Raw genomic sequence first — 16,992 nt, forward strand, 5'->3', positions numbered from 1 at the left:
GGGCGACACGGCCGCTTTTCGCAATCCTCAACGCCGACCGGTGTCCGCGGCGGAATGCAAGCTTCGACCTATGGAGCGGCCTCCCAGGACCACGCCTCAACGGCCGTCGGATGTGCCACGAGGATGATCGGCTTTCCGTCTTTGCGCCCGACGGCCAGCCCGGTCAACAGCGCGCCTGAGTTGAAACGATCAACGAGCGTGCCGGTCTTATCCAGGACATGCACCGAACCGTCCGCGGCGGCGAGAACCCACTGCTGCTGATTCTCGCTCTCGAGCGGTCCCCAGGTGATCTGTTCCACAGGGAACTCGGCCATGCCTCGCGGCAAACGGTATTTCCACAGTTCTCGACCTTCCATATCGAAACCGAAGGCTTCGATTTGACCATAATCGGTGACGTCCAAGCCGCAGAGTTCGGATCGGCCGTCGCCGTCCAGGTCGGCGGCCGCCAACCAAGTAATGGTTCGACCGGGGACGACCACCTCTCGCAGCCGTTCGCCTTCCAGGCTCAATTCCACGGCGCTGCCGTTGCTGGTGTTCGTGACGAGGATCGTCTTGCGGCCGTCTTCCCCAAGCACTTCGCTCATGCGAAAGGCGACGGACACGGTTCGGTTTCCCCAGAGCCGTTCACCCCCGAGCGAAATGCCGTGCACACCGCCGATGCCCAGGTAACTGACGGCCAAGTCGGACTTGCCGTCGCCGTCCAGGTCGAGAAGCCGCACATCGGCAAGGCCTTGGTGCGATGGAGCGTCATCCGGCGGAAAACGCAGCACCGGTTGAAAGTTTTCGTCGAACACGAGTAGTTGTCGCCCGCCCATGCCCCACGACGCGAAAAGCCTTTTGCCCGCCTCATCCTTGGCGGTCCGCAGAAAGTCCGCGACGTCCGGCGGGGTCGGCTTCAAAACATAGCGTGCGACGATTTGGCCGTCCCAGCCGATTTCGGTCGCGGTGTTGGCGTCTTCCACTACCAAGACCCGGGAATCCGCCGTGCTTGAGCCGTCGCCGGTCGAATCGAAAACCAGCAAGTTGCCGGGCGACTTGAGGCTCTCACACCGGAAGACCGGCGTCAGTCGATGCCGTTCCGGTTGCGAGACGGGAGCCGCCTGCACCGATGCCTTGCCGACGATCTCCTCCACCGGAAATGTGTATAACCCGTTGCTTTCCGCTTCCCGGATCAATCGCCCCAACTCATCTTTCATCTTCTGGAAGCTGTTCTTTTCTTCCTGGGCCAGGTCGACGCCGGAGAGAATCTTGTCCAGCGTGGCGCCGAGGCGCTCGGCCAAGTCTTGAACCGAACCCAGGTGATAGGTTTGCACGGTTCCATCGGGCCCCAAAACCGCCATGGCGGGAACCGTTCCGCCTTGCGGACGAAACACCGCCGAGAAACATCGCTCGGCGTCGTTCTTGGGATCGCGGGCAAGCGGGATATCGACCTGCCAGCTCTTCAACAGGTCTTGCAATTCCTGGTTGGAAACCGCGCGACTGTCCAGCCCCTCCGTCACGTGATCCACACTGACCGCCCAGAACTGCACGCGATCGCCGTATTCGGGAACGAGCGTTTGAATCTGCTTCAGCGGATATTGCGAGTACGGGTCGTTCCGGGCCCAAAACTCCAACACGGCGGGTTTGCCCGCCAGACGCTGCAAATCAAGCGGTCCGCCCTGCGCATCAACAAACTCGAAGGGTTCCGGCTGTTTTCCCAGGTATTGGTAACCGTGGGGACGCAATTCATCGACGATCTTGGCTTCGGCGGGCACCTCGAATTTGAAGGCCGCCGGATCAATGGTGACGTTCAGGCCGGCACCCACGAATTCCGCGTAAATCACGAAATCTCGCATCTGCCCGGCACCCATCGCCCGTCGAATCTGCTCGACGGGGTATTCCAAACGCATGAGCAAATGCTCCTGGCGATCGATCCAAAAAACGGCATTCCCATCCGGTCGCGTTACGCGAATGCGGTCGCAGGTGAAGCTGCCCAACGTGCCGGGGGGCAGCAATTCCGGCGGCCCGGCTTGGTACAACAGCGTCTTCAAGGGGTCCTGCGCAAGCAGTAGCACGAGCGGTGGGGGAATCAAAGAGAAACCTTGCGTCGGCCCTTGCATCAGTCCGTTGGCCAGGACGGTATCCCGCATCAGTTCTGTCAGCGTCCACTCCGGCGGAGCGGGCAGCCGCAAAACTTGATTGGGCAAAGTCCGCACCGCCGCCAACACTTGCGCGCCGTCGGAAACAAGGGAGCCTTCGTAACAGATCAAGCGGAGCTTATTGGGGCGTTCCCAGGCCGTCACGTATTCCATCTGGCTTTGGACGGGCTGGTCGTTGAACATACCACGGATGATGATCTTGCCGTTATCGGCGTAGCTTTCCGCCTTGCGGTAGGCATCGATCATCGATTGGAGGATTTCCTCGGGAGACTGCGTGCTGACCGGCGGCGAGCTTTCGGCCGCATCAGCCGTTCCGGATTCCTCGCTTTTTGGTGGCGATTGCGTTGTTGCCCCGGACGCACTTCCGTCCGCCGTGGTATCGGAACTCTGTTTCGTTAAAGAGGCATCCTCCTTGGCGGCCTCCGGTTTTTGCGACTTGGCGCAACCGCAAGGAACGGTTGCCAGGACCACAAGCGCGGCCCCCGCCAAAAGCGATCCCAGTCCTTGCATCCTCTTCAATGAATCCATGAGCCTTGTCCTTGCAGGGAGCAATAACAATACCGCTCGGCCATCCTCCATGGGGAAGTCACAGCGCGACGTCGTTGGACACTTGCGGTTCGCTTTTCGGCGGCACAAGCCACACGGCAAAAGTTCCGCGAATAAGCTGAGATGCCAACGTGGCCCTCCCGAAGTCGCACAAAACGCATTATTTGCAATTTGTGGTGAACGGTAAAGCTCAGCTTGCCAAGCGGAGCACCGAAGAAAGGCGAATTGCGAAGTGTGGCGGGGGGGTAGGATTTCCGCTGACTTGCCCCTCGTTGTTGACAGGAATGGTTGCCTTGGGAAAAGAGGAGCGATTACAATCCCGGGCGGTCGGCGAGGATTGCGGCTCTCGTTGAGGTCAGCGCTGTCCGCGACCTCCCCCACGGCGGGCGTGAAGCAGCAATCGCGAGGATTGGGTCGCGGAGCCATGACGCTCGTCGCACGGAAAGCCGGCGGCAGTTTATCGGATGGCGGTCGACGATTTCGGGTGCGATTTCGCAGGAGCAATTGCCACAATGTCACACGAATCGAAACGGTGGAATCGGATCGGCGGCGTAGGGCGACGTGATTTTCTTGCGGCTTCGCTGGGGGCCGCGGCCATGACGGCGGCCGGACGACTTCGGGCGGAAGCCCCGGCCGTGATCGGACGGGCCGTAAAGAAAATCCGCGTGGGAATCGTCGGCAACGGAGGGCGAGGAAGTTGGATCGCCAAGCTATTCCAGCAGCACGGGGGTTACGAGATCGTGGCCACCGGCGACTACTTCCCGGAAGTGGTTCAACAGTGCGGCGAGAACCTTGGAGTCCCGCCGAATCGCCGCTTCTCCGGCTTGAATGCCTACAAGCGCGTGATCGAAAGCGGTATCGACGCCGTCATACTTAAAGTTCCGCCCTGTTTCTTCCCCCAACATGCCGCGGCCGCGGTGGAGGCGGGGTTGCACGTCTACATGGCCAAGCCGGTCGCGAACGATGTGCCGGGCTGCATCACCATCAGCCGGTTGGGGGCGGAGGCGGCCGCCAAAAACCGTGTGTTCTTCGTCGACTACCAAATGCCCACCGATCCCCAAAACCAGATCGTGGCGGAAGCGGTGCGCGCCGGCAAGCTGGGGTCGCTCGCCCGCATCTCGACCGTCGGAATCAACGGGGGAAGGGCGGACCCGCCCAAAGGGCCGACAATTGCCGACCGGCTTCGCAACTTAGTTTGGGATAACGACATGGAGATCGGCGGCGGCTACATCGTCTCGTACGACATTCACGCGATCGACGCCGCCGTATGGGTCTTGGGACGCCGTCCGTCTTCGGCAGTCGGGTTCTCCCGTACCATGCGTCCGGATCCGCATGGAAGCAGCCCCGACGTGTTTTCGGTCATTTTTCGCTACGACGACGGCTTGATCCACGAACATTTCAGTCAGGCCCTTCCGAATCGAGTGGCAGGGGAACTCTCCGTGAAGTTGTACGGCTACAACGCGCACGCCGTGATCAATTATTGGGGGAACTCCTGGTATGAAGTTCGCGGCGAAAAGCGAGTCGAAGGGGAAGTGAAGAATCTGTACGACAACGGCGCGCAGCGAAACATCGCCCAGTTTCACGAGCTTGTCAGTCAAGGTCGATGCGACAATTCAACCGTGGCCCGAGCCGTGGATGGCTGTCTCACCTGCATCCTGGGGCGAGAGGCGGCTCTGCGAGGCAAGGAAGTCACGATGCAGCAGGTCTTGGACGAAAAACGGAGTCTGGCGCCGGATTTGACCGGATTGACGGCCTAGTGGGCACGCAACGTTTACAAGCAAGGGAGTGCTCCTCCGCCGAAACCGGGAAATGCCGCGGCAAAGGACGGGCCGATCGTTCGGCGCGAATCGGCATGGTATAAACGGCCACGGCGAATCCGGCCCCACGCCGGGCGATCATCCTGCCGCCGTCGTTCGACGTCGGCTCGGCACGCTAAGTCGCGAACGGGTTTACCGAAGAAAGCGATAGACCAACGGGTACCGCCACTCTTGCCCGCGATGCGCTTTAACGGCGGCTATAATCGGGAGGACCACCGCCGTCACGGTCAAAATGCCGGCGATGGCTCCCAATACGAGCCGGACCGACAGCGTTCCCAAGGGAAAGATCCAGCCCGCGGCCGTGACGGCTCCGCCAATCACCAGACACAAGCCGAACGCGATTCCCCAGCAGATCAGAAAATTGATCACGTTCTTGCCGTGGCGATCCACTTGAGGGAATTTCTCACGGAGCCAAAGCCAGATCAAGACGGGTGCGGCGAAGCCCAGCGGCATCATCACGAACCCCAACAATAGCGAGAGGTGAACGGCGGTGGTCCAAAACCTCGCTTGCGCCTCGGGCGTCTCCCCCGTCAAGCCGCCAAGTGTCGCGAAAAATCCCCGCGCCGGCCGGGCGTTCGCCTGTTCTCCGGCCAAGACGCGCTGTTTGGCGGCCGCATATTCCTCGTCGGAAAGGGCACCCTCTTGATGCAAACGATGAAGGCGTTCCAACTCTTCCGAAACGGTCATGCTTGCGTCCCTCTCCGAATCAGTTCGCCGGACGAAACTCGGAACACGGCCGTGGTACGACAAACCCGAGCAAGGCGCAAACTTCGAGCACGGCTCGCCGGCTCCGTTAGCATAACGCACCGATTCGCCCGACGCATCATCAACAGCGTTCGGGAGTCTCACCGGGGATTGCCTGCCCGGTTTCCTCGTGCGCCGTCTTCGGATACGCTGAATCGCTGGATGATTCTCCCGGAGTATCGGGGTGATGTTCGCGAGACAATTGGGAGGGCGAGGAGCGATGAGGATCGGCGTGTTTACCAGCGGAGGCGATGCTCCGGGCATGAACGCGTGCATTCGCGCCGTAGTTCGATCGGCCTTGGCGGCCGGACATGAGGTGGTGGGCATTCAACGCGGTTATAGCGGCCTTTTGGCCGAAGATTTTCTGCGGAGCGAAGAGGGCGGCGATTGCATGACGTTGCGCAGCGTGTCCGACATCGCGCGGCGCGGCGGGACCATTCTGCATACAAGCCGTTCTCAAGAGTTCCGCACTGAGGCCGGTTTGCGAACGGCGGCCGACATCCTGCGGAAGCACAAGATCGACGCCTTGATTCCTATCGGCGGCGACGGCACGTTTCGCGGGGCCTCGGCCTTGGCCCGATTCTGGGACGGCCGAATCGTCGGATGTCCCGGCACGATTGACAACGACTTGCTGGGCACCGACTACACGATCGGGTTTGCTACCGCGGTCCAAACCGCGGTGGACGCCGTGGATAAGCTCCGCGACACGGCCGACGCCCATGAGAGGATGTTTCTGGTGGAAGTGATGGGGCGGCACTGCGGGAGCATCGCGTTGTTCTGCGCCATCGCGAGCGGGGCGGAAATTGCTGCCATCCCCGAAACACCTACCCGCACCGAAGACATCGTCCGCTTGCTCCATGAATTCGTGCGGCGTCGCAAGACCTCCGTCATGATGATCGTGGCCGAAGGGGATGAACAAGGCGGCGCTGCGGAGCTTCAACGTCAGCTTCAAGAACTCGGTTGCCCCTACGATACTCGCGTGCTGGCGCTCGGCCATCTTCAGCGCGGCGGTTCCCCCGTCTTTTTCGATCGCATTTTAGCCTCGCGGTTGGGGGATTTCGCGGTGCAAGCCGTTCTCGACGGAAAAACGGGCGTCATGGCGGGAGAGGTCGGCGGGCGACTGATCTTGACGCCGTTCGAAGAAACCTACGCGGCCCACCGACGGATCGATCCCAGGGACGTGCGGCTGCTGGAGATCATGGCAACGTGAGATTTCCCGCCGGGATACACCGCGGCAAGCGGGGAAGACCGGGCGCCGCCGGCTGCCGTCAGGGCATGATCAGCAATCCCACCAGCAAATAGGTCGTGAGGGCCGTGACGTCGGTCAAAGCGAGCACCACCGGCCCCGCGGACGGCCGGGCGTCGCGTTGCGCCAACCAAAACAATAGCGGTACTATGGTGCCGATTACCGTTGCGATCACAAGGCCCAGGGTGATGCCCGCCGCGATCGTCGGGAAAAGCCGCGGTTGCTGATCCCAGAAGGCGGCAAATCCACCCACCATGGCGCCCAGCGTGAGTCCCAACAGGATTCCTGTGAGCAATTCGCGCTGAAGGAAACTCAGGATCCGCCTTCCGGAAAACACACCGAGTTGTTGTCGGTCGAGAGCGAGCGTGAGCGTCTGAATACTTACGCTTTCGGCCAAGGCCAATACCACAGGCAGAAACAAGGCCAGCGCCACGGCCCGGTTCAGCAAATCGCGAAACAACCCGGCCAGCACGGCGCAGAACAAACCTCCGGCCAAATTGCTCATCAAGAGCACGAGTCGTCGTTGAAAAATAGCGAAAGGACTGCCCCGCCGGATCTCGGAGAGCGTGAATCCGATCAGTTGGAACAGTTCTTCGCTCCAATTTTCCTCGGAGGAGTCCGCCAAGCGAAACATCTCATCGCTATAGACGGTGGCCTCCACAACCCCCATCATCCGCTTTTCTTCATCCACCACCGGTATTGCCAGCAGGCGATGCAGAATGAACAATTCGCAGGCATCTTCGAGCGAAGCGCTCTTCGGCACCGCCACGACCCGCCGCTCCATGATTTGCGACACCGGCGTCTGGGGAGGATTCAGCAACATGCGGCGAGTGGGAACGACCCCGACCAAACGCCCCTCTGCGTTCACGACGTAAAAATAAACCGCCCGCGACTTGAATCCCGTTTCACGCAAGCGAGCCAGAGCCGATTCGATGGTCTCCCCTTCCAATAGTCGTGGATATTCCGAATCCATGAACTCCAAAACGCTTCGGCGAAGATGTTCCTCTGAGGGCAGCATTAGGAATATCGGCTCCTTTGGGCTAAGGCATCGGCTCGATCGTCCAAGGTGAAAAGCGAACAGCGCCGAGGTGTCCGCGAAGGCATCGGCTCGCATCCGTACCCGCCCGGTGCCTCAGGAGAAAAAGGCGGACACGACGAACCGCATTCTTCCGGAAGACGGGCACGTCGCACCACAAAATGGGACTCCTCATCGTGATCCCTCGTCGGGAGCCTCGGCCGCATCGTTGGGGGCGAGCTTTTCCGTCCATCCTACGTTGAACGGTGGAAAACGGGAACCCCTTCCCGTTGATTCTCAACAAGAGCCGAGCCCCGCAGAAGAAAGCCCATGCGATCGTTCGATTCTGTCGAAAAAAGACTCTTCCCGACTTGGGTAAGCCCCGAGACGGACGTCGATCGGCGAAGCGAAACCGCCTTCGAAGGCCGCGGACGTCGATTTTGGGCCCGGGACCCCGGAGCGGTAGCACCTCAATCGGCCGGGGTTCGTACCAAGACCTCAAATGGTTCGAACAGTCCGTAGGAAACCGTGTCGTAGGCGGCCCCCGGCGGCGGCCCTTCCTTGGGGCCTTGGGCGAAGGCGTGCGGCCAGGCAGAGCCTCTCATGGTGCCGGCATGATGCGGGCCGAGGAGATTCTTGGGGGTACCGGTGACCACAACTTCGATGACATTCTCGCCGTTTTTCAACGCCGGAGTAATGCGGCATTCCCAAGGTCGCCGATATATGTGGCCGATCGACCGACCATTGACCACGACCTTGGCGACCGCTCCATTCCAGCGATTCAATCGCACGTAATAGTCGCCCGACGCGACCTCCTCCACCAAAACGCGCGTGCGATAGGCGACATCTCCCGCGTAAAACGGGCAGCCTTGCAGGTTCCAGCCGACATCCATCCCCGACCCATCGACGACGTGGGCCGCCCGCCGCCCAAACCCTTCCGCCAACTCGCTGGAGGCGGCGGCGACGGACACTCCGGCGATCTCGCGTTCTTCCGCCGCGGTCGCCTCGAAGAAGCGGACTTCGGACAATCCCACGAAGGCATTGTCGGGGGCTTGCGGCGTAGCCGGGTAAACCACGCCCGCGTGATTGGACCGGACCACCAGCTTCAAAAAGCGGATACCGTCGGCGGCAACGGGCAAGGTTTGAGGAAACGGCGGCTGCTCAGAAGGCCCGGTGTTTCCGCTCACCGCCTGCACCAACGTGAATCGGCCGAGCGAGCGTCCCGCGGCTTCGGGATCTCCGCGGTCCAGGGCGATCAGCTCAAAATCCTTGACGCCGCGTTGAGTCAAGTTCACCTCGTTATAATTCCAGATTCTGACGGACCGTAAATCGACCGGCCGACCGAGATCGAAGAGCAGCCACGGGGCGTAATCGTTCGTGGAATTGGGCCGGAAACCGACACCGGACGAAAGCCACATGGTCCCGTTCGGTTCGCAAACGTGCCCGAAAGGCCGTGCGTCCGTAAACCCCAGCCCCTGCGCAGGTACCACCTCGAAACCCTTGGCGACGGAGACCAGGGAAAAGTCGCCCAGCAGATAGGCGGGAGCAGGTTCGTGCCACATGGTCATGGGCGAGGCGGTGAGCGTTACGATGTTTTCACCCACCTTCGCCGCCCGGCTGATGTCGATCCGATGGAAGGCCCGATCCAACCACCAGTCCTTGCCCGCCGTCAGCGGCTGCCCGTTGCACGCAATCTGATATAGATCGCCGCGTTCCACGACGATCCAAAGCGGATTCGGCACTCGTTCGCGCACCGTGAATCGGTATCCTAACGTGAAACCGCTATCGGCCGGAAACCGCCGCGTGATCAACTCGTCACGAAACTGCACGGCCCGATCCCAGGGATTGCCGGGCAATCCGTGCTGCTTGAAAACCCAATCACAAGCCTCGAAGAAATACACGGAAGGACGGGTTTGCTCGCCGACGGTCACATCCATGTAGTCCAGGGTCAGGACGTTCGGTTGCAGTCGCCGAGCTTCGATTCCTCCATCCGTCGCCACGACGCTTTCCGACCATCGCGGCCTATCGATGCTGGGAAGCTCCCTGGCGCTCAAAAAGAGGACCAAGCTGCCCGCCGGAGCAAGCGTGAATTCGCACTCACTGCCGGAATCGGTCCGAAGGAAGGGATAAGCCGCCGCGTCGCCCGTTTCCAGATCCCAACGCTGAACGCCGAGGTAGCGCGACTCGACGGTGCCGATGGCGGATTGCGTGAGGGAGGTATTGACCAAAAACAGAATCTCACCGTCGGAAAGCTGCCGCCGCTGGTGCAACAAGATACCCTGCCGAGGCTCTCGCCAATGAACGCGCACGCCGGGATCCTGTCGCTTCAGCAGCCGTGCCGACAGTTCCGCGGGCGACAGTGAAATCCAACCCGGCAAGGCCGCTAAGCTCGCAATCTCCGGCGAGGCGGCGCCGTCCGCAAGCTCCGGCACGTCGCCGCAGCAAAGGACCGTTCCGCCGTCTTCCAGAAAGGCTTTGAGAAGCCGCACGGTTTTCGTTTCGAGATTCCGACAGAGGGGCGGGATCACCACCGTATGATACGCTCGATGGCCGACGAGCAAGGCCCCGTTCTGTGCCTCGCCGTGCCGCCCCATGACGTCCTCGCAACCCATGTCGTACTCGACTTGATCGTACTCGAGGGTTTTGACCAAATCGAAGAACTGATCCCCCAGCCGGCGCAGTTCATCGGCGGTCGTGCCGTCGCCTTGATAAAGCCACGCGGTGGAAGTCGGCTCCAGCAAGAGAATCTCGTTGCGTCGCTCTCCCGCCGAGAGGACCAGGGACAAGCGAGTGATGTAACGAGCCATGACGTGATAATCATTCCACCAGGAGGCATGATAGGAGAACGATTGGGGGTGGTCCATTTTCCGAGCGCCGCGGATCGTGATATAAGAGAGATGCTCGTCGAAGGTATTCACACCCAGGACGCCCAGCCAATCCGCGATCCTTTTCATGTCCTCGAACCGCAGATCCCAACCGCCGGCACCGTAGATTTCGCACAGTGTTCGCCGCCTCCCCATTTGGTCGGCGATGCTGGAAAGCTCTCGCACGGCGCGGATATTGCCGAATTGGGCGTGGGTGTTCTCGGCGTATTGATTCATCAAGCAGTCGATCGCCGGACGCTGGTGCCAAGCGTACATCGCCATGTTGTCCGGGACCGCGCCGCAGTTGGGCCATTCGTGTTCCCAGTAATGTCCTGTAAATTCCAGACCGTGATCTTCGCACCACTGGTAATACGGCTGCGCCCAACGCTCGATGAATAATTCCAACAATAATCGGTAATAGTCGTGCCTGACTTTTTGCCAGTCACCCAGGGGATAGCGAAGACTGGGGAGATTGGCGAGCAGGTCGTAGCCCATTCGGCGCTGAAACTCCGCCGCCAAATCTTCCGTCCAGGTCAAGTTTCCGGCGGAGAGCAGCCGCGGTTCATCGGTAAACGAGCCTGGAACACGTTTCCCGAATTGGTCGCCGATCTCGCGTTGGTAGGCATCCAGCGTGATTTCCAGAAACTTTTGAGTTACTCCGGGATAAAGCAGGTCGACGTAAAAACGATTTCCGTACCAGGGTGCGGTGCCCGCCCGCTCCAGCACCGTGGCGAGATAGCGGCCTGCCGGCAGCGGCTTGCCGGCCTTAATATCCGCCGTAACGTCCTCGTAGCGGTCGTCAAACAAACGATGGACGGTCACCGCTTCAGCCGGTACCTTCATCGGGTCGTCGGTCTCGATCCACTTCAAGCCTCGGCCCCGCGATTCAGGCATCTCCTCCGGCACCCAACCGCCGGCGAATCCGGAAGGATAAGAGTTCTCGTCGTAGATCCACACGTTCATGTCGAGTCGTTCCGCCGTATCGAGCGCCAGCCGCCAAAGGCGAAACCATTCCGGCGAAAGGTACGGCGTCATCAGGCCGGGGCGAGGGTGAACGAATACCTGTTTCACGCCTTGAGAAGCCAAATCCTCCAGCGTGGATACGATTTGCTCGTCGCTGAGCATGTCGTTCCAGACCCACAACGGAGCAGTGCTGAATTCTCGCGGCGGTTGTTTAAAAATCGCTAACACCTGTTCGGAAGAGCGTAACTCGCTGCCCGAAAAAGCCGCGGCCACGGAAACCATAACCGAACCGATTAGGCACCCGCACACGCCGGTCAAAAACGGATGCTTCATGGCAATCGTCTCCTTGAAAGAGGATGTCCCCCGGAATCTTGCCAGACCTTTGGTTTCGGTATCACCGTGCCCGGGGCCGGGAATACGAGACCCGGGCTTGCGAATCCGTCGCCTTACGGGCGATTGTCCCCTAGAATAACCGCGGTGTCCGTCGGCGGCAACGGCCTGGAATGTCCTAGTTCCTTGGGCTACCATTTAGCCGGCGCCGACGCGAAAGGGAATGCGATGAAAGACCAAATTCCTGAAGCGATGCGATCCTTGCCTGTGGGGGTACGCTCCGACAAGTCCGCCTGCCTGTTCCGGCAAAGTGGGGCTTTCCACGGACGCACCGCTTCGTCTTCGCAGAAATTGCTTCAGCCAAGGTCGGGCGGCTGCTTCCCGTCACGGTAATCCGCGGCGTTTCGTTCCATGCAGGCAATCGAGGGGTTCATCGCAATCCACCGCAAGTCGATTTCAGGGACATCAACCATGGCTATCAGGACAGGTGTACCGGGCGTCTTGAGGAACGGCATCAGGTTTGCGCTCTTGGTTGCAATGGCGCTTTTCTGGGTGGAACCCGCCGTGGCGGCTCAGGACGCTGCTGCATCACCCTTGCCGCGAGTGACCGTGCAAGCCGGCAAGTTTGTGCTACCCGACGGCAGCCGGTTTTTCCCGGTCGGAGTGAATTACTTTCGGCCGGGCACGGGCTGGGCCCCGCAATTGTGGAAAAAGTTCGATGAACAGGCGGTGGAGCGCGATTTCGCCCTGTTACGGCAATACGGCGTGCGTTGCGTGCGAGTCTTCCTCACCTTGGGCTCGTTCTTCAGCCGACCGGATCGCCTCGACGAATTCGGTCTGGAGCGACTGGATCGGATGTTGGCGATTGCGGAAAAAAACGGCATCTATCTCCATCCGACGGGGCCGGATCACTGGGAAGGCATCCCCGATTGGGCACGGGGGGATCGCTATTCGGACGAGCGGTTGCTGGTCGCACAGGAACGCTTTTGGCAACTGCTGGCCGACCGATACCGGGGGCGGACGGCGATCTTCGCCTACGACTTGTTGAATGAGCCGGCCGTTCCCTGGGAAGGTCGCGCGTTGCGTGAACGCTGGAAGGCTCACTTGCGGCAACGCTACGGGGACCGCGAGGCGGCCGCCGCGGCCTGGGGAATCGCGGCGGACGATGTCAACTGGGAGGACCCCGGCCCGCCCGACCCCGCCAAGAGCCCAGCCGCTCAAATTCTGGCCTACCAACACTTTCGCGAGGAATTGGCGCGGCAATGGGTGACGCGACAGGCGGCATCCATTCGAAAGGCCGACCCCGAGGCTCTCGTAACGGTCGGACTGATCCAATGGAGTGTTCCCGTCATTCTTCCCGAGGTTAGGACCTATTCCGCGTTTCGCCCGGAGCGGATCGCACCCGACCTGGACTTTCTGGAAGTTCATTTCTACCCGCTGGCCCGGGGATTCCTCGATTATCAGCGGTCGGAAGACATCACCGCCAATTTGATCTACTTGCGATCGACGGTGGCGGCGTGTGCGGCGGTCAAGCGTCCCGTGGTCCTGGCTGAATTCGGCTGGTATGGCGGCGGCCGGCTGACGATCAATCAGGGCCGTCATCCGCCGGCAAGCGAACTCGAGCAGGCCGAGTGGTGCCGTGCGGCAATCGAGTCCACCCGCGACCTGGCGGACGGATGGTTGAACTGGGGAGTGTTCGATCACCCGGAGGCAAGAGACGTCAGCCAATTGACGGGTTTATTTACCGTGGACGGCCGTCCCAAGGAATGGGCGAGAGTCTTCCGCAATATCAGCGACCTGCTCGCCGACGATGCGAAAGCCGCGCAATCGATGCAGGCAGGGACGGTACGCCTTCCCATCGCAGAGCCGGATTGGGACCAGGCCATCGTGAATCCACAGGTTGGCCGACACGCATTGGAACAAGCAATTCAGGCTTGGGATCCAGCGTCCCCGGAGTAGTCGGCGTCGGCGGTTAAACCATTGGGAACCAAGTCTGCTTCACAGATTCGTGGTTTCTGCGGTCCCATGGCGGCACGCGAGCTATTTGGCTTGTCGTGTAGGCCGTCTTTTTACCGATCGTGTACACTTTGGGCATTTCAGCATAGAGGATTGCGGAAAATGAAGACTTCGTCGGCAAAGGTGTCGCGACGTGTGGCGTTGATCACGGGCGCGGGGAAAAAGCGGGTGGGGTATCACATCGCCCAGACATTGGCCGACCGGGGATTCGACCTGGCGATTCATTACAATCGGTCCCGGGAGGAAGCGAGGCAAACGGTGGCGTCGTTGATCGAAAAAGGCGTCCGTGCCGTCGCTTTTCAGGCCGATGTAAGTAAACCGGCTTCCATCGATCGTATGTTCGCTCGAATCAAGGAGCGGTTCGGACGGCTGGACTTGCTGGTGACGTCGGCCTCGATCTGGGATCCCAAGCGACTGGAGGAGATGACTCCGGATGACGTGCGGCGGCATTTCGAAGTCAACGCCTTGGGGACGTTCTGGTGCTGTCGAGCCGCGGGACTGATGATGGCCGAGCAACCGGAAGGCGGGGTGATTGTGACCATCGGCGATTGGGCGGTCGAACGCCCTTATCTCAACTATCCCGCTTATTTTGTGTCCAAGGGTTGCATACCCGCCATGACTCGCATGTTGGCCGTGGAGTTGGCGCACCGCAACCCGGCGATTCGCGTGAACTGTGTGCACCCCGGGCCGGTCATGCTGCCGGCCACCTTGTCGAAACACGAAAAATTGGAAGCGATTCAGGCCACGCTTCTTAAGAAGGAAGGATCACCCCAGCATGTCGCCAAGGCCGTGGAGTTCTTTTGGGACAACGATTTCATTACCGGCGCGTGCCTGCCGGTAGATGGCGGCCGAACCATCGCATAATCAGGGGGCATCGGTCGTAGGTCCTCCGTACACGACGGGAACACGATCCCAGCGATGCGAGCCTTAGGCTTGCAGAATCGCCGCCGAAGCCGGGCTTGCCGCTGCGGACCATCGCGGAGTTCACCGAGGAACGACCCTGAGCATCCGGGCAGTCTGATGAACTCAAACGCAGCGCAAGGGCGATCGGCGGAGGTGCACGTCAACTCGCAACTTGGGCAACCTCCTGTACCGGATCGCGCTGATGCTCGTCATCGACTGCGAGCAGCTCGGGCGGTACATTTTTCAACTCCCAAAGCTTCGCGTACTTGAGGAACGTCCCGAAAGCGTCGTCCATGCTGATAATCAGGCCCGGAACGCCGTCGAGAAAGCCTCCATACCACAGATAGACGCGAAGGAAACGGAGGAGCGGCCGGAGGAACAAATCTCGTAACGGCCGTACCGATTTTCCGCATGCCGCCAGTTGTTCCGCCCCCAGCGTGGTATAGAGGTTCTTCTTGTCGATCCAGTGTTGCAACGAGCGATAGGTGTGGTGTTCGACGGCAGATTGCAGCTTGCCGACTTCGCCCGATGAGAGAATAAGTCCCTCATGGACTCGTCTGTCATTGAAGCGGCATTGCGACTTTAGCATCAAACGAATGGCATAATGGCGGTTCCACCCACAGCGGCGAATGGGACGCCCGAAGAAGAATGTTTGGAATCGAACACGGTAACCCACGTACGGAGAATCGTGCGAAAGTGTCGTGTCGATTTCCTGCTTGATTTCCCGGGTCAATCGCTCGTCGGCGTCGAGATGCAACACCCAATCATGCCGTGCCTGGTCCATGGCCCAATTCTTGAAATCGCCGTAACCGACGAATTCGCGTTCGATCAAGCGGCATCGTTCGGGGGACCTGCGACAATAGCGATCCACGATCAACAACGTGTCGTCCGTGGATCCGTTGTCCGCAACGAGAATCTCGTCGGCCCATTCCCAGACGGAATCGAGACACTGAGCGATGTGCCGCTGCTCGTTCTTGCAGGGAATCACGACGGTGATGGGCGGTCGCATGCTACACTCGTCCTCAAGCGGCTCGGGCCGAAGCATCTCGCAGGAGAAACGGCCTCAAGCGTTCAAAAACCCATTCCGGGGTCATGTCTCGCATGCAGCGATGATGTCCCGGCTCGCAATTCCGTTGCAGGCAAGGCGCACATGGAAGAGGCAAACGCAGATTCAGGCCCTCGACACAAGGGTTGTCAATCAGCTCCTCCGGTGTGGGGCCGAGCAACGTCACCACCGGTACGCTCAATGCCGCCGCCACATGCCGCGGACCGCTATCGTTCGAAATGCACAGCCCGCAGCGGCTGATGCAACTTTTTAGCAGGGAAATATGCAGCGGTTGATCGGCCAGGGAAACGACGCGCGGGTCTCGAACGCTGCGCACAATCCTGCGCACGACCGATCTTTCGCTCGGACCGCATAGCAGCAAAACCGCGTGATCGGTATTGCGAACGATCAGGCGAGCCAGCTCTTCGAAGTACTCCGAGGGCCAAACTTTCGCGGAAGCTCCGGCGCTACCCACATGCATGGCTACGGTCCTTCCGTCGGTTGGGAGCCGCAAGTCATCCCAGACGCGGGCAGCCAAACCTTCACCCTGCGGCGTCGTTCGCAATTCCAACCGAGGCGACTCGGGCCGACAGCCTAAGGTCTCGGCCAATCGCAGATAGTACTGTACCATGGGGACCCGCCAGCCATCCTCTCGGGAGTGCTCCCAGGCGAGGGCGTGCGTCAGAAACTTGTTGCGGTGATGTCGGCCGTAGCCGATCCTGACGGGAATCCTCGCCAGCCAGGCGACGAGCGCGGACCGCCAGGAATTGGGAAACAGTACAGCCGCATCCCACTTTTCCGCCGCAAGACGCCGCACCAAGGCGCCGGTTTTCCAGCGGGGATCATCGCCCCTCGGATGGTAGCACCACGCCTCATCGAGCCAATCCGTGCCGTCCAAGACGCCCGACAAATTGGGACGCAGGATGCCGACGAGGCGGGCTTGCGGGCCGGCCCACTTGCGGATCGCGCGAATGGCGGGTGTTGACATCACCACATCGCCCAGCCAATTCGGGAGAAAAAGGCAGATGTTCACGGCTTTGGCCTCCGTGCCGGAGTGGTGCGGAGATGAGGTCAACAGGTACTCTTTAACACCTCCGCCGCGATTGTCTCTTTTCGTCAAAAGTTAGGAAAGGCCAATTGCTCCAGAACTGCGCGAGCAGGCGGATGGGTACTGCTTGCGGATGCAGCGGATAAAGAGATTGGCAACGGGGAAGGTGGCTCAGCGACAGAACGGAATGACGAGAAGATGAGAGGCCGATTGCCCGCACGGAAACAAAAACCCCCCACGAGGGTCGCTTCGCCCAACTGCGGGGAGGCGGAGCAGTCGCGGCAGCGGACTCTCGGAGGGGCTTAATCTATTTTATT

At 60.5% G+C, this 16,992-nt stretch carries 10 protein-coding genes; 4 read left to right on the plus strand and 6 right to left on the minus strand.

What is annotated here, in order from left to right; genetic code table 11:
• Positions 1-68: 68 nt before the first annotated feature.
• Complete coding sequence (locus ACZ5B4_RS04490; protein WP_464913235.1) at positions 69-2,666, minus strand: peroxiredoxin family protein; 2,598 nt, start codon at positions 2,664-2,666, stop codon at positions 69-71.
• A 530-nt stretch (positions 2,667-3,196) separates the two neighbouring features.
• On the opposite strand from ACZ5B4_RS04490, the gene ACZ5B4_RS04495 reads away from it, so the two are divergent.
• On the plus strand, positions 3,197-4,441 hold the full coding sequence (locus ACZ5B4_RS04495; RefSeq protein WP_464913236.1) for a Gfo/Idh/MocA family protein: 1,245 nt from the start codon (positions 3,197-3,199) through the stop codon (positions 4,439-4,441).
• Between the two features lie 192 nt (positions 4,442-4,633).
• Here ACZ5B4_RS04495 and ACZ5B4_RS04500 read toward each other — a convergent pair whose 3' ends face one another.
• Positions 4,634-5,188: a magnetosome magnetite crystal formation protein family gene (locus ACZ5B4_RS04500; RefSeq protein WP_464913237.1), complete on the minus strand. Its 555-nt coding sequence runs from the start codon at positions 5,186-5,188 to the stop codon at positions 4,634-4,636.
• A gap of 244 nt (positions 5,189-5,432) precedes the next feature.
• On the opposite strand from ACZ5B4_RS04500, the gene ACZ5B4_RS04505 reads away from it, so the two are divergent.
• Positions 5,433-6,455, plus strand: coding sequence for an ATP-dependent 6-phosphofructokinase (locus tag ACZ5B4_RS04505; protein ID WP_464913997.1), 1,023 nt, complete (start codon positions 5,433-5,435; stop codon positions 6,453-6,455).
• Between the two features lie 58 nt (positions 6,456-6,513).
• Here ACZ5B4_RS04505 and ACZ5B4_RS04510 read toward each other — a convergent pair whose 3' ends face one another.
• Entirely contained in the window at positions 6,514-7,509 is a 996-nt protein-coding gene (locus ACZ5B4_RS04510; protein ID WP_464913238.1) for a magnesium transporter, read from the minus strand.
• 467 nt (positions 7,510-7,976) lie between these two features.
• A complete protein-coding gene (locus ACZ5B4_RS04515; protein WP_464913239.1) occupies positions 7,977-11,666 on the minus strand; it encodes a glycosyl hydrolase in 3,690 nt (1,229 codons plus the stop codon).
• A 468-nt stretch (positions 11,667-12,134) separates the two neighbouring features.
• On the opposite strand from ACZ5B4_RS04515, the gene ACZ5B4_RS04520 reads away from it, so the two are divergent.
• A complete protein-coding gene (locus ACZ5B4_RS04520; protein WP_464913240.1) occupies positions 12,135-13,622 on the plus strand; it encodes a beta-galactosidase in 1,488 nt (495 codons plus the stop codon).
• A 159-nt stretch (positions 13,623-13,781) separates the two neighbouring features.
• Positions 13,782-14,543 (plus strand): SDR family NAD(P)-dependent oxidoreductase, encoded by a 762-nt coding sequence (locus ACZ5B4_RS04525; RefSeq protein WP_464913241.1) that lies wholly within the window; start codon positions 13,782-13,784, stop codon positions 14,541-14,543.
• A 199-nt stretch (positions 14,544-14,742) separates the two neighbouring features.
• Here the strand turns inward: ACZ5B4_RS04525 and ACZ5B4_RS04530 are convergent, their stop codons facing one another.
• The gene (locus tag ACZ5B4_RS04530; protein WP_464913242.1) at positions 14,743-15,591 is read right to left on the minus strand and encodes a glycosyltransferase family 2 protein; all 849 of its coding nucleotides are present in this window, start codon (positions 15,589-15,591) and stop codon (positions 14,743-14,745) included.
• A 13-nt stretch (positions 15,592-15,604) separates the two neighbouring features.
• Complete coding sequence (gene waaF, locus ACZ5B4_RS04535; protein WP_464913243.1) at positions 15,605-16,660, minus strand: lipopolysaccharide heptosyltransferase II; 1,056 nt, start codon at positions 16,658-16,660, stop codon at positions 15,605-15,607.
• Positions 16,661-16,992 lie beyond the last annotated feature (332 nt).

This window comes from Thermogutta hypogea (genome assembly GCF_055386265.1).